This is a genomic window from Streptomyces sp. NPDC111516 (assembly GCF_055635345.1).
On the sequence record NZ_JBVKBV010000001.1, the window covers coordinates 730,349 to 755,243 of the forward strand.

The window sequence follows — 24,895 nt, forward strand, 5'->3', positions numbered from 1 at the left end:
CGAACCCTGCAGATAAACACCGAAGGAGCGCCAACATGGCCGCCACTCAGGAAGCGATCGTCACCGGTCTCGCCGAGATCGTCAACGAGATCGCCGGTATCCCGGTCGAGGACGTCCAGCTGGACAAGTCCTTCACCGACGACCTGGACGTCGACTCGCTGTCCATGGTCGAGGTCGTCGTCGCCGCCGAGGAGCGCTTCGACGTCAAGATCCCCGACGAGGACGTCAAGAACCTCAAGACGGTCGGCGACGCTGCCGAGTACATCCTCAAGCACCAGGCCTGATCAGGCCGGCTCTGTGTCGCCACCCGGCGGTGGCGCCGCTGATTCACGACCCTCTACACGTGGAGAAGATTTTCCAGTGAACTCGACCAATCGCACCGTGGTCGTCACCGGTATCGGCGCAACCACTCCGCTGGGTGGCGACTCGGCGTCGACCTGGGAAGGTCTGATGGCCGGTCGTTCCGGCGTCAAGCCTCTCGAGGGCGAACGTTTCGCCGAACTGCCCGTCAGGATCGCCGCGCTCGCGGCAGTCGACCCGGGCGACGTCCTGCCCCGCCCGCTCGCCCGCAAGCTGGACCGCTCGGCGCAGTTCGCGCTGATCGCGGCCCGTGAGGCGTGGGCGGACGCCGGCTTCACCGGCAAGGCCGGTGAGGACGACGCGGTCCGGCCCGAGCGGCTGGGTTCGGTCATCGCCTCCGGTATCGGCGGCGTGATCACCCTGCTCGACCAGTACGACGTGCTCAAGGAGAAGGGCGTACGCCGCGTCTCCCCGCACACCGTGCCCATGCTCATGCCCAACGGCCCGGCCGCCAACGTCGGCCTGGAGGTCAACGCCCAGGCCGGTGTCCACACTCCGGTCTCCGCCTGCGCCTCGGGCGCCGAGGCGATCGGGTACGCCGTCGAGATGATCCGCACCGGCCGTGCCGATGTGGTCCTCGCCGGTGGCACCGAGGCGGCGATCCACCCGCTGCCGATCGCGGCGTTCGCCAACATGATGGCGATGTCGAAGAACAACGACGAGCCCGAGAAGGCCTCGCGCCCGTACGACACCGGCCGTGACGGCTTCGTACTCGGCGAGGGCTCCGGAGTCGTCGTCCTGGAGTCCGCGGAGCATGCCGCCGCGCGCGGCGCCAAGGTCTACTGCGAGGTACTGGGTCAGGGGCTGTCCGCGGACGCCCACCACATCGCGCAGCCCGAGCCGACCGGCCGGGGCATCGCCGCCGCGATGCAGAACCTGCTGGACCAGACGGACCTCAAGCCGTCCGAGGTCGTCCACCTCAACGCGCATGCCACGTCGACGCCGCAGGGCGACGTCGCGGAGCTGAAGGCGCTGCGCAAGGTGCTGGGCGACGACCTCGACCACGTCGCGATCTCCGCGACGAAGTCGATGACCGGTCACCTGCTGGGTGGCGCGGGCGGCATCGAGACCGTCGCGACGGTCCTGGCGCTGCACCACCGGATGGCGCCGCCGACCACCAACATCGACAACCTCGACGAGGCGGTCGAGGCGGACATCGTGCGCGATGTGCCGCGGCCGCTGCCCCAGGGGCCGATCGCCGCGATCAACAACTCGTTCGGGTTCGGCGGGCACAACGTGGTCCTCGCGTTCCGCAGCGTCTGACCTGCGGTCCGCGGGCCCGGTACACCGAAACCCGTCTCCCCAGCTGGGGAGACGGGTTTCGTCCGTTGCACGGGGCGTTCCGGGGGCTCTGACCCGGACCCCCGCGCCTCAAACGCCGGCGAGGCCGGTTTTTCACACCACCTGGTGCAGCCACCGCACCGGCGCGCCCTCGCCGGCGTGGCGGAAGGGTTCCAGTTCGTCGTCCCACGGCTTGCCGAGCAGCTTGGCGATCTCGGCCTCCAGGTCGGTCTCGCCCCGCACCGACCGTGCCAGCGCCGCACGCAGCCGGTCCTCGGGCACCAGGATGTCGCCGTGCATGCCGGTGACGGCGTGGAAGATGCCCAGTCGGGGCGTGGAGCTGTAGCGCTCGCCCTCCGACGTGGGGCTCGGCTCCGCCGTCACCTCGAAGCGCAGCAGATCCCAGCCGCGCAGCGCGGAGGCCAGCTTCGACGCCGTGCCGGGGCGGGCCTGCCAGGAGAACTCGGAGCGCCAGGTGCCGGGCGCGGCCGGCTGTCTGATCCAGTCGAGCTGGACCCGCACACCGAGGACACCCGCCACCGCCCATTCGACATGGGGGCAGAGCGCGCGCGGTGCGGAGTGAACGTACAGAACTCCACGTGTCGTCACCGGGACCTCCAGTGTGGGACGAAGTTCGCCTTCCCCAGCGGCCTCGCGCCCGTGCCGTCTCTTCTCAGCCGGCCCCCGAGGTTGTCGTCAGTAAACAGCATCGGGGCGAATCTCCTGAAAGGGACAGTATGTGACGTGATGTGATTTACAGAAAGCCACCCGAGTGGAGCCGGGCGAGGCAACGCGCCGCTGGTTCGACGAGGAAAAGCTACCGCGCGGCGGCGGCCGAGGTGTGACGTACGGTCGGTCCCGGGCACATCATTCGCTCAGCTTTCACCCTGCGGGGGACCCGGGCCGACCGCCCGGTGCCGCGGAGGGTTGCCGGGGGCATAACCGAGGGGACCAAGGGATGCAGGAACGTTCCGCTCGTCACCGTTCGCGTACCGCGGCCGCTGTCCTGGCGGCGGTCTCGTTGCTCGGCGCCGCTCTGACCGGCTGCGACGCCGACAAGGACGGGACGACGAAGGGGGCGGCGGCCGAGCAGCGGAAGCCGTCCGCCCGGCCCGGCCCGGTCTGGGACCGCAGTCCGGGGTCGGTGGCCGCCGTCGGTGACTCCATCACCCGCGGTTTCGACGCGTGTTCGGTGCTGACGGACTGTCCGGAGGCGTCCTGGGCGACCGGCACGGACCGGGAGGTGCGCAGTCTCGCCGTGCGGCTGCTCGGTGAGTCGGAGGCCGCCGCGCGCAGTTGGAACCACGCCGAGACGGGGGCCAGGATCGCGCAGTTGCCGGAGCAGATGGCGCTGGCCGCGAAGGAGAAGCCGGATCTGGTGACGGTGATGATCGGCGCCAACGACGCCTGCCGGGACTCGGTGCGGTTCATGACGCCGGTGGCGGATTTCCGGGTGTCGTTCGAGGCGTCGATGCGTCAGTTGCGCGCCGGGGCGCCGAAGGCGCAGGTGTATGTGTCGAGCGTGCCGGATCTCAAGCGGCTCTGGTCGACGGGGCGCGGCAACGCGCTGGGCAAGCAGATCTGGAAGCTGGGGATCTGTCAGTCGATGCTGGGGGACGCGGACGACATGGGGGCGCGCGCCGTGGCCCGGCGCGCCTCGGTGCAGGAGCGGGTCGTGGCGTACAACGAGGTGCTGCGGGACGTGTGCGCGAAGGACCTGCGCTGTCGTTACGACGGCGGGGCGGTCTTCGACTACGCGTTCACGGGCAAGCAGCTCAGTCAGTGGGACTGGTTCCACCCGGGACGCAACGGGCAGGCGAGGCTGGCGGAGATCGCGTACCGCAACGTCACTTCGGCCAGGCCCCCGGCGTAGGCTTTGTGATCATGGACACGGGTTCGGGCGCGGCGATACGTGCGGAAGAGTTCGGCACCCTCGCGGACGGCGCCGTCGTGCACCGCTGGACGCTGGAGCGGGACCGTACGCGGGTGCGCGTCCTGACGTACGGCGGCATCGTGCAGTCGGTCGAGGTGCCCGGCCGGGACGGAGCGCGGGCGGGTGTCGCGCTCGGGCTGCCGGACCTCGCCGGGTACGAGACGTTCACCGGACCGTATTTCGGCGCGCTCGTCGGGCGGTACGCGAACCGGATCGGCGGGGCCTGTTTCGAGCTGGACGGGCACACGCACCGGGTGACGCGGAACGAGGGGCGCAACCATGTGCACGGCGGGGCCCGGGGCTTCGACAAGCACGTGTGGCGGGCGCGGGAGGTGGCGGACGGTGTCCGGCTGTCCCTGGTCTCCGAGGACGGCGAGGAGGGCTTCCCGGGGCGTCTGACGGTGTCGGCGACGTACACGCTGGACGAGGGCGGGGCGCTGCGGATCGCGTACCGGGCGACGACGGACGCCCCGACGGTGGTCAACCTGACCAATCACACGTACTGGAATCTCGCGGGCGCCGGCAGCGGCGGCGCCCTCGGACAGGTGCTGCGGATCGCGGCCGGGCGGATCACCCCGGCGGACGCCGAGTCGCTGCCGACGGGCGAGTTCCTGCCGGTGGACGGGACCCGGTTCGACTTCCGTGAACCGCGGCCGGTCGGCCCGGACTACGACCACAACTTCGTGCTGGACGAGGTGGGGACGGGTCCGGTGGCCGAGCTGTACGACGCGGAGTCGGGGCGCGTCCTGACCGTCAGCACGACGGAACCGGGGATGCAGTTGTACACGGCGGACCACTTCGACGGGCGGCCGTTCGGGCCGTGCGCCGGGATCGCGCTGGAGACGCAGCACTTCCCGGACTCCCCGAACCGGCCCGGGTTCCCCAGCACGGTGCTGCGGCCGGGCGAGGAGTACGTCTCGACGACGGTGTACGGATTCGATGTGCGCTGAGGCGCGCCGACGTGCGCTGACGGCATGGCCGGCATGAGGAGAGCCACGGAGCGGGGTCAGGGACCGCGCCCGGGCTCTCCCCTGCCGGGGCTGCTGCCGGTCGCTACTCCTTGATGTCCACGGCCGCCGTCAGGCGTACGTCACCGAGTGAGCGGGCCGCCTGCACCTCGTAGGTGCCGGGGACGAGGGTCCAGTCGTACGCGCTCTCGTCCCAGATCTCGTACGCGCGCCGGTCCAGCGGGATCACCGCCTCGGCGCTCTCGCCCGGTGCCGCCTCGACCCGGGCGAAGCCGGCCAGTCGGCGGGCGGGGCGTTCGGCGGTGTCGTCCCGGGGCGCGAGGTAGAGCTGGACGGTCTCGGCGCCGGGGCGGGTGCCGGTGTTGCGGACGCGGACGGTGGCGCTGTCGGGGCCGGCGGTCAGCGTCTCGTACTCCCAGGTGGTGTAGCCGAGTCCGTGGCCGAAGGGGTACGCGGGCGCCGTGCCCGCCTTCTCCCAGGCGCGGTAGCCGACGAAGACGCCTTCGTCGTAGGGGAGTTCGCCGTCGGTGGGGGTGGTGTTCGAGACCGGGACGTCGGCGAGCGCGACCGGCCAGGTGGTCGGAAGCCGTCCGCCCGGTTCCGCTGCCCCGAGCAGGACGTCCGCCAGCGCGTGACCGGCCTCCTGGCCGGGGAACCAGCTGAGCAGGACCGCGGCGACCTCGTCGCGCCACGGGAGCTCCACCGGGGAGCCGGAGTTGACGATCACGACGGTGTTCGGGTTGGCGGCGGCGACGGCCCTGACGAGGTCGTCCTGGTGGCCGGGGAGTCCCAGGTCTGTGCGGTCGAAGCCCTCGGACTCGACGCGTTCGGTGGTGCCGACGACGACGATCGCGGTGTCCGCGGCGCGGGCCGACTCGACGGCCTCGGCAATCAGCTCCCGGGGGTCGCGGCGCGGGCCGAGGTGGCAGAAGGAGAACGAAACGCCGGGGATCGGCGCGTCGTCGCCCAGGGTCTCGGGGATCTGCCGCAGCGAGACCTCGACGGGTTCGCCCGCGGTGAGGGCGATCCGGCCGCGCTCCAGGGGGTTGCCGAAGAACGCCTCGCCGGGGTCGGTGGAGCCGGTGACCCGGTGGACCTCGTCGTACAGGGTCTCGCCCGCGACAGTGAGGCGGAGCGCTCCGGTGCCCCGGGTGCCGAAGACGTGCTCTCCGCTGTCGCGCGGGACGAAGGTGCCGGTGATCTCGACGCTGTGCAGCGTCTCGCGGGTCACGCCCTCGGGGAGGTCGGCGCCGATCCACTGGACGGTGCCGCTGTGCAGCGGGACCGAGCCGATGACGGTGCCGGAGGCGTCGTAGCAGACGGCCCTGAGTGCGAAGCCCTTCTCGGCGGGGGTGAGTTCGTCGTTCGGGTCGGCACCGACGCGGTAGTCGAGGACGTCCTCGGGGAGGGCGGCGGTGAGGCCGTCCAGCGGGGAGACGATGTGGTGCGGGAAGACCTGGGCGGAGCCGCCGCCGAGGACCCGGGCGTCCCGGGCGAGCGCCCCGCTGAGCGCGACCTTGCGGACGGCGGCCGGGTCGATGGGGAGCGCGGCGCGTTCGTTGCGTACGAGGACGAAGGAGCGGCGGGCGACCTCGCGGGCCAGTGCGTCGCCGTCGATCGTCCCGGGGTACGCGGTCTCGTCCACGACGGGCGGGGCGCCGTCCAGGATGCCGACGCGGGCGGCCAGTCGCAGCACGTTGCGTACGGCGCCGTCGACGACGGACTCCTCGACCTCACCGGCGCGCACGGCGTCGGCGAGTGCCTTCCCGTACACCGTCCTGGGGCCCGGCATGGCGACGTCGAGCCCGCCCTCCACGGCGGCGACGGTGGAACGGGCGGCCAGCCAGTCGGAGACGATGTAGCCGTCGAAGCCCCATTCGCCGCGCAGCACCGCGTTCTGCAGATAGCGGTGCTCGGTCATGGTGGAGCCGTTGACCCGGTTGTAGGCCGCCATGATGCCCCACGGGTGGGCGTTCTTGACGATCCGTTCGAACGGGGCGAGGTAGATCTCGCGCAGGGTGCGGGGGGAGACGATGTTGTCGACGGTGAAGCGGTCGGTCTCGGCGTCGTTGGCGACGAAGTGCTTGACGGTCGTGCCGACGCCGCCGTCCTGCACGCCCCGTACATAGCCGGTGCCGATCTCGCCGGTGAGGTACGGGTCCTCGCTGTACGCCTCGAAGTGGCGCCCGCCGAGCGGGGACCGGTGGAGGTTCACGGTGGGGGCGAGGAGGACGTGCACCCCCTTGCGGCGGGCCTCCTGGGCCAGCAGCCGGCCGGCCCGACGGGCCAGGACCGGGTCCCAGGTCGCGGCGAGCGCGGTGGGCGAGGGCAGGGCGACGGAGGGGTCGTCGGCGCTCCAGGCGACCCCGCGGACGCCGATCGGCCCGTCGGACATCACCAGGGAGCGCAGCCCTACGGCGGGAAGTGCGGGCAGCGACCACATGTCCTGACCGGCCAGCAGCCGCGCCTTGTCGTCGAGGCCGAGTGCGGCCAGCGCCGCGTCGACCGCGGCCTCGCGGACCGCATCGGGGTTGGTGGGTGTGGACGCGCCTGCCACGGCCGTACCTCCTCGTCGTTGTCCTGCACGGAATGTCTCCATACTGACCGCAGAACCGGTAGAGAAGTAGGTTTTGTTATCAGTCTGTGACCTTGAATGGCGTACGGTCCTCGTTGCGGGACCGATGAAGCACCGAAAGGGGCCGGGGCGATGGTGCGGGCCAGAAGCACGGAGCGGCGGGCGGAGATTCTCCGCGCCACACTCGAAGTGATCGCCGAGCGCGGCTATCGCGGCGCCTCGCTGAGCGCCGTCGCCGAGCGGGTCGGCCTCAGTCAGCAGGGGCTCCTGCACTACTTCCCGACCAAGGAGGCGCTGCTCGTCGCCGTACTGGAGGATCGCGACCGGTGGGACACCGGCGGCGGCCCCCGGAGCGACGGCACCTGGCGCACCGATCTGTTGGGCTCGCTCGTCGAGTACAACGCGATGCGGCCCGGCATCGTCCAGACGTTCTCGGCGCTGCTCGGCGAGAGCGTGACGGAGGGGCATCCCGCGCGGGAGTTCTTCACCCGCCGCTACGTCCAGGTCCGCGCGAGCATGGCGGCGACGCTGCGCGCGGAGTACGGCGAGCGGCTGCCGGGCGGCCTGACTCCGGAGCGCGCGGCGCCGCTGCTGGTGGCGATCATGGACGGGCTCCAGTACCAGTGGCTCCTCGACCCCGATTCGGTGGACATGCCCGCGGCGTTCCAGGATTTCCTGGCGCTCTTGCGGTCTGCGGGACCGGAAGCTCCGGAGAACCCCCGATCATGACATGACCTGCTGCGACGTCAGTCCCACAAGATCGACGGACCCCACCTGCGGGTGATTTCCGGGCGGTCTACGCGCGTCCCGGCGCAGGGCACCCTCCCGGGCGCCCCAAGGTGGGCCGCATGACTTCCAAGCCCGCCGGAGCCTCCTCCGGCCTGCCCTCCCGGCGCACCATGATCACGGGCGCCGCCGCCGGTGCCGCCGCCCTCGCCACGACAGCCGTCGGCTCCGCGAACGCCGCCGCGCCCCACGCCCTCGGCGCCACCGCCGCGTCCGCCACCGCGCTCGCCCCCACGGCCGCGCCGGGCTCGGACTGGAACGCCTGCCTGACCATCGCCCGCGCCATCCTCGTACGCGACGAACAGGACCAGCCGCTGGTCCCCGCATACCGCGACATCCTGCTCTCCAAGGGGCTGCCGCGCAGCCGCAAGGCCCCCAAGAAGGTGCTGGTCGTCGGCGCGGGCCCGGCCGGGCTCACCGCGGCCCATCTGCTCCGCAGCGCCGGGCACACCGTCACCGTGATCGAGGCCAACGGCAACCGCGTCGGCGGCCGGATCAAGACCTTCCGCACGGGCGGCCACGAGCACGCGAAGGCGCCGTTCGCCGACCCGAAGCAGTACGCCGAGGCCGGCGCCATGCGGATCCCCGACAGCCACCCGCTCGGCACCGGGCTGATCGACAGCTTCGGTCTGAAGCGCCGCCGCTTCTACCTGGTCGACGTCGACGCCGAGGGCCGGCCGGTCAACCACACCTGGATCCATGTCAACGGCGTCCGGATGCGCAAGGCCGACTACGCGGCGAAGCCACAGGCGATCAACCGCTCGTTCGGCGTCCCCGCCGAGTTCGAGAACAAGACCGCAGCAATGATCGTGCGGGATGCCTTCAAGCCCGTGCGGCAGGAGTTCGAGGGCAAGGAGGGCCGGGAGCTCGTCGAGGGCTGGGCGCGGGTCATCCAGCGGTACGGGCACTGGTCGATGTTCCGCTTCCTGACCGAGGCGGCCAAGCTCGACGAGCGCACCATCGACCTCATCGGCACGGTCGAGAACCTCACCTCGCGGCTCCACCTCGCCTTTGTGCACAGCTTCATCGGGGCCTCCCTGATCAGCCCGGACACCGCGTTCTTCGAACTGCCGGACGGCACGGCGACCCTGGCCGACGCGATGTACGAGCAGGTCCGGGACATCGTGCGGCTGGACCGCCGGGCCACCAGGGTCAGTCACGGCGCGAACAGCGTCCGGGTCGAGACGATCTCCGAGGGCCGCGACGGCAAGCCGCTGGTGCGCGAGACGTTCACCGGCGACCGGGCGATCATCACCGTGCCGTTCTCCGGGCTGCGCCACATCCCCGTCGCCCCCATGCTCTCGTACGGCAAGCGGCGCGCGATCACCGAGATCCACTACGACGCGGCGACCAAGGTGCTGCTCGAATTCAGCCGCCGCTGGTGGGAGTTCGAGGAGAAGGACTGGAAAACCGAGCTGAACCGCATCAAGCCCGGCCTGTACGACGCCTACCGGCTGGGCAAGGCCCCGGCCGACGGTTCGCTGCTCGGCGCCCACCCCTCCGTACCGCCCGGTCACCTGCCGCCCAACCAGCGGGTGCACTACGCGGCGTACCGGGCCACCGCCCGCAACCAGCCCGAGGCGGCGCATGTCATCGGCGGCGGATCGGTCACCGACAACCCCAACCGCTTCATGTTCCAGCCGTCCCACCCGGTCGAGGGCAGCGCGGGCGGTGTGGTCCTCGCCTCGTACAGCTGGGCCGACGACGCGCTGAAGTGGGACTCACTGGACGACGACGAGCGCTATCCGCACGCCCTGGGAGGGGTGCAGGACGTGTACGGGCAGCGCGTCGAGGTCTTCTACACGGGCGTCGGCGCCACCCAGTCGTGGATGCGCGACCCGTACGCCTACGGCGAGGCCTCGGTGCTGCTGCCCGGCCAGCACACCGAGCTGTTCGCCGATGTGCGCTCGGTGGAGGGGCCGCTGCACTTCGCCGGCTGCCACACCTCGATCAAGCCGGCCTGGATCGAGGGAGCTCTGGAGTCGGCCGTCAGGTCCGCGCTGGAGGTGCACACCAGCTGACCGGTGTCCGGCAGGCTCTCAGCCCTTGTGGAGGGTGTACGGGGCGGGGGCGGTGTCGTCGTCCCCGCCCTCGTCCTCGTCGGGCGCCACCAGGTCGCGGGCCAGCAGGGTGGCCCCGGCGACGGCGCCCGGCATCAGGAACACGGCGACGAACGGGACGAGGAAGGCGAGCCCCAGCGGCACGCCGAAGCCGAGGATCAGCAGGCGGCGGCCGCGCAGCAGGGCGAGCCGGTCCTTCAGCACCATGCCGCGGCGCTGGAGCGCGACGGCGGTGAGCTCCTCCGCGAGGAAGTAGCCGGTGACGCAGAAGCCGATCACGGGGACGACGGTCTGGCCGACGACGGGAATGAATCCGAGGGCGAAGAGCAGCACCGAGTACAGCCCCACCCGCACCAGGACGCGGACGCTGTCACGGGCGGAGATCCACAGCTCCCGCCAGAGCGGCAGCCCGGATTCGGGCACCTCGCCGCCCTCCGTGCGGTCGACCTGTTCGGAGAGCGACTCGTAGAAGGGCTGGCCGACCAGCAGCGTCACGGCGGTGAACGTGATCACGGCGAGGAAGAGCCCGAGGGCGAAGACCAGCACGGTCAGGGTGGTGCGGAGCAGGCCGGCCCAGGGCGACGACCAGTCGTCCGCGAAGGGGGTCGCCCAGGTCACCAGATCGTCGGCGCCGTAGCCGAGGCCGACGAGCGCTGCCGCGTACAGGACGAGGGTGATGAGTCCGGGCAGCAGCCCGAAGCCGAACCAGCGTCCGTGCCGGCCGACCCATCGCTGTCCCTTGATCAAGTAGCCGAAGCCCACCCCTGGATCACGCATGGCGTCAGGGTACTGGTGGGGGCGGCGGCCTCTCCCGTCGCGGTGTGCCCGGTGCACGGCCGGGGGCCGCACCCCTGTCGGGATGCGGCCCCCGGTCGGTTGTGGGCGGTCAGGCGACCGACAGCTCGACCTTGATGTTGCCGCGCGTGGCGTTCGAGTACGGGCACACCTGGTGGGCCTTCTCGATGAGCGACTGAGCGGTGGCGGCGTCGACGTTCGGGATGGTGGCCGTGATCGCGACCTCCAGACCGAAGCCGCCCTCGGCGGTCTTGCCGATGGAGACCGCGGCGGTCACCGTGGAACCGGAGATGTCGGCCTTCTCCTGGCGGGCCACGACGCCGAGGGCGCCCTGGAAGCAGGCGCTGTAGCCGGCCGCGAAGAGCTGCTCCGGGTTGGTGCCCGCGCCGCTTCCGCCCAGGGCCTTGGGCGGGTTGACGACGACGTCGAGGTTGCCGTCGTCGGACGAGACGCGGCCGTCACGGCCGTTCTCGGCGGTGGCGACGGCGGTGTAGGCAACGGTGATGTCCTGAATAGCCATGCTGTGAAATTTCCTTCTGCTGTGCGCCGCGACTCGCGCCCACGATCGCGACGGCCTGGTTATGAGACTAATGGTTGCCCCTGAACAGCTTTCAGGCGAGGGAGACGATCATCTTCCCGGTGTTCTCGCCGCGCAGCAGACCGAGGAAGGCGTCGAAGCCGTTCTCGATGCCTTCGACGAAGGTCTCGCGGTACTTCAGCTCGCCCGAGGCCAGCCAGCCGGCGACCTCCTGGACGAACCGCGGCTGGAGCGCGGCGTGATCGCCGACGAGCATGCCCTGGATGCGCAGCCGCTTACCGATGACGAGGGCGAGGTTGCGCGGGCCGGGAGTCGGCTCGGTCGCGTTGTACTGGGCGATCATTCCGCAGACGGTGACGCGGCCGTGCACGTTGAGCGAGGAGATCGCGGCTTCGAGGTGGTCGCCGCCCACGTTGTCGAAGTAGACGTCGATGCCGTCGGGAGCGGCCTCGCGCAGCTGCTCGGCGACCGGGCCGTTCTTGTAGTTGAACGCCGCGTCGAAGCCGTACTCCTCGAGGAGGAGCTCGACCTTCTCGTCGGATCCCGCCGAGCCGATGACCCGTGAGGCGCCCTTGAGCTTCGCCATCTGGCCGACCTGGCTGCCGACCGCACCGGCCGCGCCGGAGACGAAGACGGCGTCGCCCTCCTTGAAGGAGGCGACCTCGAAGAGACCCGCGTAGGCAGTGAGACCGGTCATGCCGAGCACGCCGAGATAGGCGGAGAGCGGGGCGAGCGACGGGTCGACCTTCACCACACGCTCGGCCGGGACCTCGGCGTACTCACGCCAGCCGAGGCCGTGCAGGACGTGGTCGCCGACCGCGACGCCCGCCGCGTTCGACGCGATGACCTCGCCGACCGCTCCGCCGTCCATGGGGTGATCGAGCTTGAAGGGCGGGGTGTACGACTTCACGTCGTTCATCCTGCCCCTCATGTACGGATCGACCGAGAAGTGCAGATTACGGACGAGGACACGGCCCTCGCCGGGTGCGGTGACCGGAGCCTCACGCAGTGCGAAGTCCTCGGCTTTCGGCCAGCCGTGCGGGCGGGCCACGAGGTGCCATTCACGGCTGGACGCGGGAAGTGCTGCAGACATGGGCTCGGGGTCTCCTCAATGCCTTACGGAAATACTTCATGATGTGAAACAACCATGCTCCTGGATATTTCACATTGTCAAGTAACCGGTTATCGTGGCTGTCATGGCCACCACCCGTACAGACCCGCTGACCCTCGAAGTCGTCGAGCTCATCGGCACCGTCGTGGCGCGTTACCACGAGGAGTACGACGAGGCCGCGGCGGCCCATACCCTCACCGGCGCCCAGGCGCGCGTCCTCGGACTGCTCGCCCTGGAGCCGATGCCCATGCGCCGGATCGCCCAGAAGCTGAAGTGCGAGCCTTCGAACGTCACCGGCATCGTCGACCGTCTGGAGACGCGCGGCCTGGTGGAACGCAGGCCGGATCCGGCCGACCGACGGGTGAAGCTGGCCGCGCCGACGGAGAAGGGCACGCGGACGGCGCAGGAGCTGCGCGATTCGCTCACGTTCGCCCGGGAGCCGCTGGCCGAGCTGTCGGACGAGGACCGGGCGACGCTGCGCGACCTGCTGCGGCGGATGCTGGGAGAGTCAGGCCCGCGCCGCGTCTGAGAGGGGGGCGCGGCCCGGGGCCACGCGCCGGGACGAACCGCTCAGGAGCAGAACCAGAGGAACCAGCACGTCTCGGACCGGGTCGGCGTCGGGGTGGGCGACGCCGGAGGTGCCGATCGCGTCGGGCCGCCGCCGGGCCGGGCGGGGTCCGACGGATCGTCGGACGTCCCCTCGGTGGCGCCGGGGCCGGGCGACGGGTCCGTGGAGGCGGAGGGCGCGACGGATTCCGGTACCGACGCGGCACCGGAATCCTCGGGGCGGGGGCTGCCCGCACCGGGACCCCCGGGGCGGGCGCCGCCCGTCGCCCCGCCGGCACCCGTGGCATCGGCAGGGTGCGCATCGGTGGCCGGGACCACGGCGGGGCCGTCCACCGGGCCGGGCCGTTCGGCCGCGTCGCTCGCCGAGTGGACCGGGGCCGGCTCGGTCGTGACCGGGACCGCTTCGCGTACGTAGTCCGAGGCGCGGTCGTCGCCGTTCGGCTCGATGGCCAGCTCGGCCAGGCTCAGCAGCCCCGCCGCGAGCACCACGCCGAACACGACGAGCAGGGCCGTCCGGCCCCGACGGCGGTGTGTGCGCTTGCCACGCCGCTGCGCCCCGGCCCTCCGGTCCGGCCTGCGGGAGCCGGAGGTACCGCGCCCGGGCCCGGCAGCACCGCGTCCCCGACGGCGTCCCCCGGGCCGGGGCGGTTCGGACGGTTCGCGCTCCGCATCCGATTCGTGACCGGAGAACGCGGGCGCGGCGTAGTGGCTCAGCGCCTCCGCGGGGGTTCCGCATCCGGCACAGGCCAGGGCGCCGTTGAGATGCCGTTGACACGGGTGGCAGTAATCCATGGCGCCCGCAGGTTAGATGTCTGTAGGACAACATAGAAAGCCGTCCAGGTGAGGATCCTGTGTGGAAACGTTGAATCCATGACCGCGCCCACGCCTTTCGGCCCCCGTGAGTTCCAGCTCGTCCTGCTGCGCCGGATGGCCGACCATCAGCCCGCCCTCGTCGACGAGGCCCGGCAGGAGCTGAGCGCCTCGCTCGCCGAGATGCGGGAGGCCAACCGGCGTTGGCAGGCCATGGTGCGGGCGCCGCGCGGACGGGGCGCCCTGCGGCGCTACCGTTCGGTGCTCGGCGAGCCCGAGTCGTCCGTACACCGCACGATCGGCGATCTGGAGTGCGACGCGCTGCTGTGGCCGGTACCGCTCTGGCCGGATCTGCGGTTCGAGGTGATGGTCGCGCCGAACGGGGCCGTATGGAACGAATGGCTGGTCCGGGCGCCGGGAGCGCCGGGCCCCGAACTGCGTACGGTCGAGGATCTGCGCCCCTGGTCGGGCACGGTCGACGAGGTCGCCCGGGCCTTCGCGCCGGCCCGCCCGATGGAGGGCAGCGCGCCGACCCGGTGGGCGCTCGCGATCAACGCGCCCGGGACGGGTGAACCGTATGTCGCCGAATTCACCTGGGGGCTGTTCCAGCGACTGCTGCCCGGCTGACCTCCGCGTACCACGCGTTCTGTCACTCCGTCAGACCCGTACCTCCTACGGCGCATCCCGACGGGCGCGATGACTCCGAACGGCGCACGATGCGAAGAGAGCCGGCTGCCGCCGGAACCCCCTCAGTGCTCTCGGGAGAACCTGCCGTGACCGTCAGCCTTGAGCAGTTGCGCCGTTGCCATGTCGCCGTCGACCTCGGGGCCGCCCGGACCCGCGTGTACGTCAAGGGGCTCGGGCTCGTCGTCGACGAACCGAGCGCCGCCGCCATGAACACCCGTACCGGCTCGCTCATCGCCGTCGGCGAACTCGCCGAACGGATGACGGGCCGCACCCCCGACTACATCCGGGTGGTCCGACCGGTCACCGGCGGAACCGTCGTCGACATCGAGATGGCCCAGCGGATGCTCCGCCAGCTGCTCGGCGAAAAGCTCCGCCGCCAGTTGCGCCGCAAGCCCCGGCTGCGGGCCGCCGCCTGCACCCCGCACGACAGCGATCCGCTCGCCCAGCGGGCCACCATCGAGACCCTGGTGGGGCTGGGCGCGCGGCGGGTCGAGCTGGTCGACACCCTGATCGCGGCGGCCGTCGGCTGCGGGCTCCCCGTCGAGCAGCCGACCGCGACCATGATCATGGTGTGCGGGGCGGCGACCACCCAGATCGCGGTGCTCTCGCTCGGCTCCATCGTGACCGCGGTACGTGTCCCGGTCGGCGGCGACGCCATCGACCACACGGTGATCCAGTATCTGCGCCAGCACCACGAGTTGATGCTGCCGAGCCAGTCCGTACGACCGCTGCAACTGGCGCTCAGTGGCAGCGGTCCGAGGTCGCACGGGCCCGCCACGACCGAGATCCACGGCCGGGACGTGAAGACCGGTCTGGCCCGCTCGGTGGAGGTCGACACCGTCGCCGTGCGGAAGGCGATCCACGCCCCGCTGACCGCGGTGCTCGACGGTCTCGGCGAGATCCTGCGCGACTGCCCGCCCGACCTGGTGGCCGACCTGGTCGACTGCGGGATCATGATGGTCGGCGGCAGCGCGCTGCTGCCCGGCCTCGATCGGATGCTGCGGGAGGCGACGGGCATGCCCGTGCACATCGCGGACCGGCCCGACGTGTGCTCCGTACAGGGGCTCGGTGCGATGCTGGACGGGAAGATCGAGCCGATGGTCCTCGACCCGCTCGCCTGCTGAGCACCACGGGGGTGCGCGTATGACCGAAGAGACGGAGAACAGCGCGGCGACGCACCCGCGCGCGGGGCCCCCGGACGAGGAGGCGGCCGGCCGCCTCACCGCCTCGCAGGCCGGGATCGCGATCGGCGATGCCCGGCTGTACGAGGCGGCCCGGCAACGGGAGCGCTGGATCGAGGGGGCGGCCGCCGTCACCACCGCCCTGCTGTCCGGCGGGAACGCGGCCGACGCGCTGCTGATCGTCGCCGAGGGGGCCAGGGCACTCGCCGATGCCACCGCCGGGGTGATCCTCCAGCCGAACGAGAAGGGCGGCATGGAGATAGTCACCGCGTCCACGCTCGACGACCCGGCCGGGATCGTCGGTACGGCCATCGAGCCCGGATCCGCCGTGCTGGTCCAACTGCTGGGCGGGGAACCGGTGTTCATCGAGGATTCGGCAACGGATCCGCGGATGACGACGCATGTGCGGTCGCGGTTCGGGCCCAGCATGATGCTGCCGCTGCAGAGCGGCGGGCGGCTGATCGGCACCCTCGCCCTGCCCCGGCGGCGCGGCGCCCGCCCGTACACGGCCGTGGAACGGCAGCTGGCCTCGCAGTTCGCCTCGCAGGCCGCGCTCGCCCTGGTCCTGGCGGACGCCCAGCACGACCGGGAACAGCTCGCGGTGTACGAGGACCGGGACAGGATCGCCCGCGATCTGCACGACCTCGTCGTCCAGCGGCTGTTCGCGACCGAGATGATGCTGGAGTCGACCCGCCGCAGGGCCGCCGCCCCGGAGACGGACGAGCTGCTCGGCAAGGCCATCGACGAGTTGGACTCCACCATTCAGGAGGTACGGACGGCGATCTTCGCCCTCCAGCAGCCGCCCGCCGAGGCCCCCGCCACTTTCCGCGGCCGGGTGCTGCGGGAGACCGGGGGCGCCGCCGGCGTTGTCGGCTTCCAGCCGTCGGTGCACTTCAACGGAGCGGTCGACACGTTGGTCCGGGAGCCCGTGGACGGCCGGCTGCTCGCGGCGCTGCGGGGCGCGCTGGCCGCCGCGCACCGGCGGGCCGGGGTGACGGCGATCGAGGTGGAGGTGGACGCGGCGGCCGTGGAGCCCGACGGGCGGGCCGCGGTCCGGCTGACGGTCGCCGACGACGGCCGCGAGGAGGACGGCTCGCGTTCGTCGACCGTCATCTGGCAGGCGCCGCTCTGAGCGCGACGCGGGTGTTGGAGTGGGCGACACCGGCCTCCCGCTTGAGCCTGCGCAGCAGTCCGTCCAGGGCCGCGGTGTCGGCGACGGTGGCTCGTACGAGGTAGTCGTGGCCGCCGGTCACATGCACCACCTCGGTGATACCGGGCAGCGCGAGCACCGCCCGCTCGAACACCTCGTTCGTCGTGTCGATACGCAGCGTCACGTCGATGAAGACGACGAGGCCCGTACGGGTGTCGGCGGCCGGGTCGATGATCACGGTGAAGCCGCGGATGACACCGTCGCGCCGCAGCCGGCGCACCCGGTCGGCCGCGGCGTTGGCGCTGAGCCCGACCCGTACGCCCAGATCGCGGTACGAGATCCGGGCATCCTCCTGGAGGATGCCGAGGATCTCCCTGTCCAGACGGTCCATACTGCGATTGTCTCAGCTTTGTCCGGTTCGCGACCACGCAAGGCGCACCGGGGTCGTACCCGGGGCCGCGGTCCGGCAGGGAACTCCTACGGTGCGATGCTCGCCGCAGGCTTTCTGCCGGGCCTCGGCGGCACGATGTTCGCGATCGGCATCCCGCTGGTCAGCGTGCGTGCTGGGCGGCGCGACGGGGCAAAGCTTGCCGGGAGGGGCACTAGGGTGCGGTGGGTGACTCCTCTTCTGCGTGTGCCGGATGACGGTTCCGTCCGGGAAGCGATCCGGTTCGGCGGACACTCCCTGACGTACGACCGGCTGGCCACCGCCTCCACCGCGCTTGCCGCGCGTCTTGTCGGTGCCAAACGGGTCGCCGTCTGGGCCACGCCCACGCCCGAGACCGTGGTCGCCGTCGTGGCCGCGCTGCGGGCCGGGGTGCCGGCGGTGCCGCTCAACCCGAGGACGGGGACGCGCGAACTCGGGCACATCGTGGCCGACAGCGAACCGGGCGTGGTGCTGACCGGGGCGGGCGACATCCTCCCGCCGGTGCTGGACGCACTGGACCGTATCGATGTCGAAACCGCCCCGGACGGGGCGCCGGGCCGCACGCTCCCCGAACCCTCCCCCGAGTCCCCCGCGCTGATCGTCTACACCTCCGGCACCACGGGCCCGCCCAAGGGCGCGGTCCTGCCGCGGCGGGCGATCGCCGCGTCGCTGGACGCGCTGGAGGACGCCTGGCAGTGGACCGGCGACGACGTGCTCGTCCACGCCCTGCCGCTGTTCCATGTGCACGGCCTGATCCTGGGCGTGCTCGGACCGCTGCGCCGGGGCGGATCGGTGCGGCACCTGGGCCGGTTCTCCACCGACGGGGTGGCCCGGGAACTGTCGTCCGGCGGCACGATGCTTTTCGGCGTACCGACGATGTACCACCGGCTGGCCGAGGCCCTCGACGGCTCCGGCCCGGACGCGGCCGGGCTGGCGAAGGCGCTGGCCGGGGCCCGGCTGCTGGTGTCCGGGTCGGCCGCGCTGCCGGTCCACGACCACGAGCGGATCGCGGCGGCGACCGGCCGCCGGGTCATCGAGCGGTACGGCATGACCGAGACCCTGATGAACACCGGCGTCCGGGCCGACGGCGAACCGCGTCCCGGCACGGTCGGCGCACCCCTGCGCGGCGTCGAACTCCGTCTGGTCGAGGAGGACGGCACCGTCCTCACCGGCCCCGACACCATCGGCGAGATCCAGGTGCGCGGCCCGAACCTCTTCACCGGCTATCTGAACCGCCCCGACGCCACGGCCGCCGCGCTCACCGAGGACGGTTGGTTCCGTACGGGGGACATGGCCACCCGCGACACCGACGGCTACGTACGGATCGTCGGCCGCAAGGCCACCGACCTGATCAAGAGCGGCGGGTACAAGATCGGCGCCGGTGAGATCGAGAACGCGCTCCTCGACCACCCCGGCGTCCGCGAGGCCGCCGTCACCGGTGAACCGGACCCGGATCTGGGCGAGCGCATCGTCGCCTGGGTGGTGCCGGCCGACCCCGCCGCGCCCCCGGCGGAGGACGAGCTCGCGGACCATGTGGCCGCGCAGCTGTCCCCGCACAAGCGCCCGCGCACGGTCCGCTACCTGGCGGCGCTGCCCCGCAACGACCTGGGCAAGATCATGAAGCGGTCGCTGCCTGCCTGACGGTCAGGGGCAGGGCCTTTGGTCCAAAACAGGCAGTTCAGGGAGCGGGGTCCGGTGCCGAGCCGTCACGGCAGCGGGTTCTTCGCGTCGTACCGCGCGAACCCGCGCCATCGCAGTCCCAACAGCGATACGGCGACGACACAGGCGATCCCGCCCCCGGTCACCGCCAGGCCGGGCGAGGCCAGATCGGCGACCGATCCGGCCACGAAGTCGCCGAGCCTCGGTCCGCCCGCCACGACGACGATGAACACGCCCTGCAGCCGTCCTCGCATCTCGTCCGGCACGGCCGCCTGGAGCATGGTGTTCCGGAAGACCATCGAGGTGGTGTCCGCGCATCCGGCGAGCGCCAGGAGGATCAGCCCGAGCCAGAGCTGACGGGTCAGCCCGAAGACCGCGATGGCGGTGCCCCAGCAGGCGACGGCGAGGAGCACGGCGAGGCCGTGGCGGCGGATCCGTCCCAGCCATCCGGAGAACACCCCGCCGAGCAGCGCCCCCAGCGCCGGAGCGGCGACCAGCAGCCCGGTGGTCTTCGCGTCACCGCCGAACCAGACGACGGCGACGACGGGGAACAGCGCCCGGGGATGGGCCAGCACCATGGCGCACAGGTCGGTGAAGAAGGTCATCCGCAGATTGGGCCTGGTCCCCAGGAAGCGCAGCCCGTCCGCGACGGACGCCCGCTTGTCGCCCGCGCCCTCCTCCCGCTGCGGGAGCATCGGGGGCAGCCGCCACATCGCGTACAGCGAGGCGGTGAAGGTGACGGCGTCGACGGTGTACGCGGCCCGGTACCCCCACCAGCCGACGACGATCCCGCCGAGCATCGGTCCGACCAGGGTTCCGGTGGTGCCGGTCATGGAGGTGAGCGCGTTGGCGGCGGGCAGCTGCTCGGCCGGCAGCAGCCGGGCGATCATCGAGCTGCGGGCCGGCGCGTTGACCGCGAAGCAGGCCGCCTGCAGGGCGACGACCGCATACAGCAGCCCCACCTGTTCCACCCCGGCGACGGTGGCGGCGACCAGCGCGACGGAGAGGACGAACGACCCCGCGGAGCTGGCCAGTCCCAGCTTGCGCCGGTCGATGGTGTCCGCGACGGCGCCGCCGTACAGCCCGAAGACGACCAGGGGCAGGAACGAACAGAACCCGATGAGCCCGACCGAGAAGGCGGACCCGGTGATGTCGTAGACCTGGAGGGAGACGGCGAGCGCCGTCATCCCCTGCCCGATCCAGGAGACGGTGTTCCCGAACCAGAGCCGCCGGTAGTGGGGGGAGGTCCGCAACGGCGTCAGGTCGGCGAGTATTCGGGGGCGGTGTGCGGGTTCGTCGGCTGTTCCGGCTGTTCCGGCTGTTCCGGTCACAGCGGATGGTAGCGACCGGCGTGCGTCCGACGGTCCGGCGGCCACCGGGTACGGTCCGTAGGCCTCCGGGCCTCCGCGTCAGGAAGCGCGGCCGGCCACGCAGTTGGGCACCGACCACCCCGCCTACCGCCAGTGGATTCCCGACGTGCGGGCGGACGGGTACACGGTGCCGTTACAGGGTTGGGTACGGCGCTCGAACAGAGTGGCGTACAGACCGTTCCGGCCCAGGAGTTGGGTGTGCGTGCCCGACTCCACCAGACGTCCCTCGTCCAGGACGAGGATGCGGTCGGCGTCCGCGGCAAGGGCCAGATCGTGTGTGATCACGATGGTGGTGCGCCCCTCGGCGAGGCGCCGCAGCGGTGCGAGGATGCGCTGTGCGGCCAGTCTGTCCAGTCCGGTGGTGGGCTCGTCGAGCAGGAGCACGGGCGCGTCGCGCAGCATGGCACGGGCGATCGCGATCCGCTGCAGCTGCCCTCCGGAGAGCCGGGACGTACCTGTGGATATGACGGTGTCATATCCCTCCGGCAGAGTCCGGATGAAGGCGTGGGCGTCGGCCGCCCGTGCAGCCTCCACGACATCACGGTGGGTCACATCGGTGCTTCCGCAACCGATGTTCTCCTCGATGGTGTCGTGCAGGACGAGCGTCTCCTGCGGCAGCAGCGTGACGTTCCGGCGCAAGTGGGTCAGCGGCAGCTGATCCACGGGCACGCCGTCCAGATGGATGCTGCCGGCATCCGGGTCGTAGAACCTCAGCAGCAGAGTCGCCAGCGTCGACTTGCCCGCGCCGCTGGGGCCGGTGACGACCAGCAGGTCCCCGGGGCTCGCGGTGAACGAGAGGTCCCGGAGAACGGGCTCACCGCTGCCCGGGTAGTGGAAGAGGACCTGGCGCACCTCCACCTCGCCGAGGGCACGGCTCCGGGGCGGGACGGGCACGGAAGCGGCCGGGTCGGTGACGGCGGGGCGGGCGTCGAGGATCTCCAGCAGCCGCTCGGCTCCCGCGGTCGCGGCGGTGGCCGTCAGACCGAGCTTGCCCAGGGAGCGGACCGGCGGGTAGAGGTAGCCGATGAAGGCGGCGAAGGCCAGGAGTTGCCCGAGGGTCATCCGTCCCGCGGAGATCTCCCACGCCCCCAGGCCGATGATCGTCAGGACGCACAATGTTTCGAGAACTTCGACGAGTTGCTCGTAGAACTCGGTGAGGCGGACGGCCTTCACCGCCATCTTCAGCCGGATGCGCGCCTTGCCGAAGAGCCGCGCCTCCTCGTCGGGCTGCCTGTTGTACGCCTGCGTCATGACGACGTTGACCAGCGTCTCCTCGACGACTGCCGTGATGGCACCGTCGGCCGCGCGGCCACGCCGGGACACCGCGCGCATTGGCCGGGTGAACCGGCTGGTCGTGAACCAGAAGAGCGGCACCATGAGAAAGGTGGCGAGGGCCAGGTCCCAGCGCAGCCACAGGGCTGCGGCGGCGTAGAAGAGCGTGCTGAACACGGCCGAGGCCGCCCCGACGATGCCGGAGACCACGAGCGCTTCGATGGCTTCCACGTCACCGGTCAGCCGCTCCACCAGGTCACCGCGGCGATTTCGTTGGTAGAAGTGCGGCGGGAGCGTCTGGAGATGGCTGAAGACCCGCGCCCGCAGCCGCATCACGAAGCGTTCGGCGTTCCAGACCGCGACCGAGTTGCCCAGATATCCCACCACCGCGCCGATGACGGCCACGGCGAGCCACTGGCCCGCCGGTTTCCAGAAGGCGCTGACGGAACCGGTCTGCAGGGCCGTGTCGGTGAGTTCGGCGAAGAGCAGGACGGTGATGGTCTCGGCGACGGCGGCGAGGACCGCGCACAGGAAGATGAGGACGAGCCAGCGCCGGTCTCCTGCGGTCATTGGCCAGAAGCGCCGGAACGCCACCCTGATGCTGATGGGATCGGTGCGGATCGGAACATCCGTCACCGAGTCCTGAGAAGTCTCTTCGGAGGGCGCTGGGCGCCGTGGTGAGCTGCGCAGGCGCATGGGCGTCACGTCACAGAGGTGCTCGGACTATGGACCATCTCCATAGGCGCGGACCCCAAGACCACGAGACCGACCCGCGCCGGAGCGCGGGCCTGCCTCGCTTGGGGATGGAGTCAGGGAATTCGGGGTCAGTAACCCCACCGGCCGCCACGACGGTCGAAGCGGTCGTAGCCGCCACGGCCCCGGTCGCCGCCTCCGCGGTCGCCGCGTTCGCCGTAGCCCCGGTCGCCACGTCCGCGGTCACCGCGGTCGCCGTGGTCCCTGCCCCCGTGGTCGAAGATGCTGCGTACCTTCATCTTCTCCTCCTCTGGAGGATGTACTTTGTACCGCTCCTTGCTCATGCTGCGGCACTACCGACACTACGTCCGCCCCCTGCGACCAACAACTCGTACAAGCCGTAATAAGGGCGAAACACACGAAATACCGTAAATCTTCGGAGCGTTGCCATAAGTGACTCTCCGGAGACCCTCATGAAGTGCGCCCCCGCCGCCCGCAATCGAGTCCGCCCGTACGTCACCTGACGGCGCGAGGGATCCGGCGAACGACCCGCCATTCTCGGTACGGCCGCCTGTATACACGCAGGTCATAGCGTTTCTGCCGGTAACAGCAAATAAGGGGCGCATGGGCGATGGCGCGCGGCTCGTGCGTCGACAGGTCGGCGCGAACCCATCGACCTCCCGCTCTCCCGCTCGCCGTCGGATCACCGTGCGTGATGACCCGACCGGCACGGTACGTACACGTCGGCCCGCCCCCGGATCACCCTCAGCCGACGGGTTCTCCGGACCGGGCGACGGGCCCATGCATCGCCTTGACGTGTTGCATGTACGTCAGGCTACGGACCAGCCGGACAGCGAGGACGGCGCAGGCGATGTCGAGGAGGTCGGCGAGCGTGAGCAGGCCGAGTCCCACGTTCGTCGTGCCGATCGATTCGGCCATGTCGTAGACCGCTCCGCCGACCAGGGCGACGAAGCCCTGAGCGAGCCAGAGGCCCCACCAGAGGTTGATCGGGCCACGGCCCGGCCGATCGGGCGCATACGACCCCTCAGGACGGCTCGCGTTCCAGATGTCGAGGATGATCCGACGCGGAAACCACAGGTTGACGATCGGGATGAGCCAGCCCCAGCCGGTCCAGCTGCGGCCCCGTCGGTGGGTGCCGGGGGCGAAGACTTCGGCGTTGTCGCGCAGGCGGTAGAGCCAGCACACGTATACGATTCCGGTGGTGAGGTAGACCATGCTCTGGAGCAGGCCGAAGAGGTCGTAGACGAACTGCCTCTCCTCGATCCCGCGAACCGCGAGCAGGGCCGCCTCCGGGTCGGCCGCGCCGCGCAGCAGACCGTACAGGTATCCCCCCGAGGCGAGCGACAGTACGTCCGTGACGATCACGGCGACCAGCAGAAGAGAAGTGGCCAGTCCCAGACCGACGGGTGAGCGCAGCACCGCGAGGTAGGCGGGCGAAGGGGCGGCGGCTTGCGTGGCATTCGTGTTCACACTCCGACCAGCGACTCCACCGCCCCGGGCGTCACACCCGCAGACGTATCGAGGAGTGGCGGGCCACCCCGGGGCGGCGTCGACAACGCGCCGGAGTGTGGCCGCGGCAGAAGCCTGCGGGCGAGCCGAGCCGGGTCACGGTTCGGCCGAGCCCGGTGGGGAGCCGCGGAGGGTGGCCAGGCGGCGCTGATACTCGTCGTCGTCGATCTCACCACGTGCGTACCGCTCGGCAAGGATCTGCTCCGCGGATGACGGGCCGGGTTTGGGCCAGCCGGGCGTGACAGGGGGCCGGCCGCCGACAGGACGGCTCCGGCCGAATGCGCGGAAGAGCAGGACGACGACGACGATGATCAGTACCCAGAAGAGGATCATGACGACCGTCATCGCGAACCAGCCCCACCAGCCCGTGCCGTGGTCGTACCAGTACATCATCGAAGATCACTCCCCCTGGTGTCAGGCGGGGATGCGGGCCCGGCGCCCGTAGAGAGCCTTCGGTTCCATCCTCCCTCTCGCCCGAACGAAGCGGACAGGTGAGAGCGGACATGCCGGTCATGCCTGTGAACCCCGTGGACAGCAGGCCGGTACCGGCACCGTGACGAGCACGAACAGCAACTGCCGAGGGCGAACACTTGGTGTAATCAAACAGGTACTCTATGTGACGTGCTCCTGAAGCGGCGTCACTCCCGATCGGCGGCCACAGCCGTCCTCGCTGCGGTGCTGGCCGCTCTCGTGCACGTGCTGGCCTGCGCCCATGGGCCCGATCTCGGACGCGCGACCGTGTCCGACTCGCTACCGGTCGCGACCGCGGCCGCGGTCGTGCCTGCTGTGCCGGCATCGGGTCCGGTGTCCGCGCCGGTCGTCGGGGAGCGGGGGCTGCGGTTCGCCGACTGCACGGGGAGCGATGCCCCCGGTGTGCTGTCCCGGGACATGTGCGTGGCACCGGCGCCGGAGGTGATCGCGCCCGCGAGTGCGGTGGAGCCGGAGCCGCCGGCGGTCGCCTGGCGGAGAGCGCCGGAGGCGGGGGCGCCCGCGGATCACGGCGAGCAGCAACGGGTGCGGGCCGCGCTGGGGGTGTGGCGGACGTGATCGCGACTCGCCGCGCGGCGTGACGGGAGTGGCCGGATGGCCCCGTCGTGCCGTGGTGGCGTTCGCGCGTCCTGAACAGCCGTCACGATCACGCG

General features: G+C 71.3%; 24 protein-coding genes. 12 read left to right on the forward strand and 12 right to left on the reverse strand.

From position 1 onward, the window contains the following. Positions 1-35: 35 nt before the first annotated feature. Entirely contained in the window at positions 36-284 is a 249-nt protein-coding gene (locus ACZ7L9_RS03475) for an acyl carrier protein (protein WP_471412143.1), read from the forward strand. Positions 285-360: 76 nt separating this feature from the next. Further along, a complete protein-coding gene (gene fabF / locus ACZ7L9_RS03480) occupies positions 361-1,623 on the forward strand; it encodes a beta-ketoacyl-ACP synthase II (RefSeq protein ID WP_471412144.1) in 1,263 nt (420 codons plus the stop codon). Positions 1,624-1,755: 132 nt separating this feature from the next. Here fabF and ACZ7L9_RS03485 read toward each other — a convergent pair whose 3' ends face one another. After that, the gene (locus ACZ7L9_RS03485) at positions 1,756-2,250 is read right to left on the reverse strand and encodes a DUF3145 domain-containing protein (protein ID WP_383761081.1); all 495 of its coding nucleotides are present in this window, start codon (positions 2,248-2,250) and stop codon (positions 1,756-1,758) included. Positions 2,251-2,599: 349 nt separating this feature from the next. Here ACZ7L9_RS03485 and ACZ7L9_RS03490 point away from each other — a divergent pair, with 349 nt between their 5' ends. Further along, the gene (locus ACZ7L9_RS03490) at positions 2,600-3,514 is read left to right on the forward strand and encodes an SGNH/GDSL hydrolase family protein (protein ID WP_471412146.1); all 915 of its coding nucleotides are present in this window, start codon (positions 2,600-2,602) and stop codon (positions 3,512-3,514) included. Positions 3,515-3,525: 11 nt separating this feature from the next. Continuing rightward, positions 3,526-4,524 carry an aldose epimerase family protein gene (locus ACZ7L9_RS03495; RefSeq protein WP_471412148.1) on the forward strand — a complete coding sequence of 333 codons (999 nt, stop codon included), beginning with the start codon at positions 3,526-3,528 and terminating at the stop codon, positions 4,522-4,524. 103 nt (positions 4,525-4,627) lie between these two features. Here the strand turns inward: ACZ7L9_RS03495 and ACZ7L9_RS03500 are convergent, their stop codons facing one another. Further along, the gene (locus ACZ7L9_RS03500; RefSeq protein ID WP_471412149.1) at positions 4,628-7,099 is read right to left on the reverse strand and encodes a glycoside hydrolase family 3 protein; all 2,472 of its coding nucleotides are present in this window, start codon (positions 7,097-7,099) and stop codon (positions 4,628-4,630) included. Positions 7,100-7,249: 150 nt separating this feature from the next. Here ACZ7L9_RS03500 and ACZ7L9_RS03505 point away from each other — a divergent pair, with 150 nt between their 5' ends. Both ACZ7L9_RS03505 and ACZ7L9_RS03510 read left to right on the forward strand, forming a co-directional pair. Then, the gene (locus tag ACZ7L9_RS03505) at positions 7,250-7,846 is read left to right on the forward strand and encodes a TetR/AcrR family transcriptional regulator (RefSeq protein WP_471412151.1); all 597 of its coding nucleotides are present in this window, start codon (positions 7,250-7,252) and stop codon (positions 7,844-7,846) included. 119 nt (positions 7,847-7,965) lie between these two features. Then, entirely contained in the window at positions 7,966-9,924 is a 1,959-nt protein-coding gene (locus ACZ7L9_RS03510) for a flavin monoamine oxidase family protein (RefSeq protein WP_471412153.1), read from the forward strand. An 18-nt stretch (positions 9,925-9,942) separates the two neighbouring features. Here ACZ7L9_RS03510 and ACZ7L9_RS03515 read toward each other — a convergent pair whose 3' ends face one another. From ACZ7L9_RS03515 to ACZ7L9_RS03525, 3 genes are all read right to left on the reverse strand, one after another. Continuing rightward, positions 9,943-10,740 carry an EI24 domain-containing protein gene (locus tag ACZ7L9_RS03515; protein ID WP_471412155.1) on the reverse strand — a complete coding sequence of 266 codons (798 nt, stop codon included), beginning with the start codon at positions 10,738-10,740 and terminating at the stop codon, positions 9,943-9,945. 109 nt (positions 10,741-10,849) lie between these two features. Beyond that, on the reverse strand, positions 10,850-11,278 hold the full coding sequence (locus ACZ7L9_RS03520) for an organic hydroperoxide resistance protein (RefSeq protein ID WP_471412157.1): 429 nt from the start codon (positions 11,276-11,278) through the stop codon (positions 10,850-10,852). 91 nt (positions 11,279-11,369) lie between these two features. Beyond that, entirely contained in the window at positions 11,370-12,389 is a 1,020-nt protein-coding gene (locus ACZ7L9_RS03525) for an NADP-dependent oxidoreductase (RefSeq protein WP_471412158.1), read from the reverse strand. Between the two features lie 103 nt (positions 12,390-12,492). Between ACZ7L9_RS03525 and ACZ7L9_RS03530 the strand changes: the two genes are divergently transcribed. After that, positions 12,493-12,936 (forward strand): MarR family winged helix-turn-helix transcriptional regulator, encoded by a 444-nt coding sequence (locus ACZ7L9_RS03530; RefSeq protein WP_471412160.1) that lies wholly within the window; start codon positions 12,493-12,495, stop codon positions 12,934-12,936. Between the two features lie 41 nt (positions 12,937-12,977). Here the strand turns inward: ACZ7L9_RS03530 and ACZ7L9_RS03535 are convergent, their stop codons facing one another. Beyond that, entirely contained in the window at positions 12,978-13,766 is a 789-nt protein-coding gene (locus ACZ7L9_RS03535) for an SCO2400 family protein (RefSeq protein ID WP_471412163.1), read from the reverse strand. A 78-nt stretch (positions 13,767-13,844) separates the two neighbouring features. Here ACZ7L9_RS03535 and ACZ7L9_RS03540 point away from each other — a divergent pair, with 78 nt between their 5' ends. From ACZ7L9_RS03540 to ACZ7L9_RS03550, 3 genes are all read left to right on the forward strand, one after another. Further along, positions 13,845-14,411, forward strand: coding sequence for a hypothetical protein (locus ACZ7L9_RS03540; protein ID WP_471412164.1), 567 nt, complete (start codon positions 13,845-13,847; stop codon positions 14,409-14,411). Positions 14,412-14,557: 146 nt separating this feature from the next. Then, positions 14,558-15,595, forward strand: a complete 1,038-nt coding sequence (locus ACZ7L9_RS03545) for a rod shape-determining protein (protein WP_471412165.1) — start codon at positions 14,558-14,560, stop codon at positions 15,593-15,595. Positions 15,596-15,614: 19 nt separating this feature from the next. Then, complete coding sequence (locus ACZ7L9_RS03550; RefSeq protein WP_471412167.1) at positions 15,615-16,784, forward strand: GAF domain-containing protein; 1,170 nt, start codon at positions 15,615-15,617, stop codon at positions 16,782-16,784. Here ACZ7L9_RS03550 and ACZ7L9_RS03555 read toward each other — a convergent pair. After that, positions 16,762-17,193, reverse strand: coding sequence for an Lrp/AsnC family transcriptional regulator (locus ACZ7L9_RS03555; RefSeq protein WP_124717831.1), 432 nt, complete (start codon positions 17,191-17,193; stop codon positions 16,762-16,764). The two genes, ACZ7L9_RS03550 and ACZ7L9_RS03555, sit on opposite strands and share 23 nt — an antisense overlap. Before the next feature lie 216 nt (positions 17,194-17,409). Here ACZ7L9_RS03555 and ACZ7L9_RS03560 point away from each other — a divergent pair, with 216 nt between their 5' ends. Then, positions 17,410-18,870, forward strand: a complete 1,461-nt coding sequence (locus ACZ7L9_RS03560; RefSeq protein ID WP_471412767.1) for an acyl-CoA synthetase — start codon at positions 17,410-17,412, stop codon at positions 18,868-18,870. Positions 18,871-18,935: 65 nt separating this feature from the next. Here ACZ7L9_RS03560 and ACZ7L9_RS03565 read toward each other — a convergent pair whose 3' ends face one another. The 5 genes from ACZ7L9_RS03565 to ACZ7L9_RS03585 all read right to left on the reverse strand — a co-directional run bounded on the left by ACZ7L9_RS03565 (position 18,936) and on the right by ACZ7L9_RS03585 (position 24,146). Continuing rightward, on the reverse strand, positions 18,936-20,219 hold the full coding sequence (locus ACZ7L9_RS03565; RefSeq protein WP_471412168.1) for an MFS transporter: 1,284 nt from the start codon (positions 20,217-20,219) through the stop codon (positions 18,936-18,938). A gap of 123 nt (positions 20,220-20,342) precedes the next feature. Further along, positions 20,343-22,100 carry an ABC transporter ATP-binding protein gene (locus ACZ7L9_RS03570; RefSeq protein ID WP_471412170.1) on the reverse strand — a complete coding sequence of 586 codons (1,758 nt, stop codon included), beginning with the start codon at positions 22,098-22,100 and terminating at the stop codon, positions 20,343-20,345. Between the two features lie 254 nt (positions 22,101-22,354). Beyond that, positions 22,355-22,522, reverse strand: coding sequence for a hypothetical protein (locus tag ACZ7L9_RS03575; RefSeq protein WP_471412171.1), 168 nt, complete (start codon positions 22,520-22,522; stop codon positions 22,355-22,357). 466 nt (positions 22,523-22,988) lie between these two features. Next, on the reverse strand, positions 22,989-23,714 hold the full coding sequence (locus ACZ7L9_RS03580) for a DUF4328 domain-containing protein (protein ID WP_471412173.1): 726 nt from the start codon (positions 23,712-23,714) through the stop codon (positions 22,989-22,991). A gap of 135 nt (positions 23,715-23,849) precedes the next feature. Further along, on the reverse strand, positions 23,850-24,146 hold the full coding sequence (locus ACZ7L9_RS03585) for an SHOCT domain-containing protein (RefSeq protein ID WP_471412174.1): 297 nt from the start codon (positions 24,144-24,146) through the stop codon (positions 23,850-23,852). A gap of 228 nt (positions 24,147-24,374) precedes the next feature. Between ACZ7L9_RS03585 and ACZ7L9_RS03590 the strand changes: the two genes are divergently transcribed. Beyond that, positions 24,375-24,800, forward strand: coding sequence for a hypothetical protein (locus ACZ7L9_RS03590; protein WP_471412175.1), 426 nt, complete (start codon positions 24,375-24,377; stop codon positions 24,798-24,800). Positions 24,801-24,895: the final 95 nt, after the last annotated feature.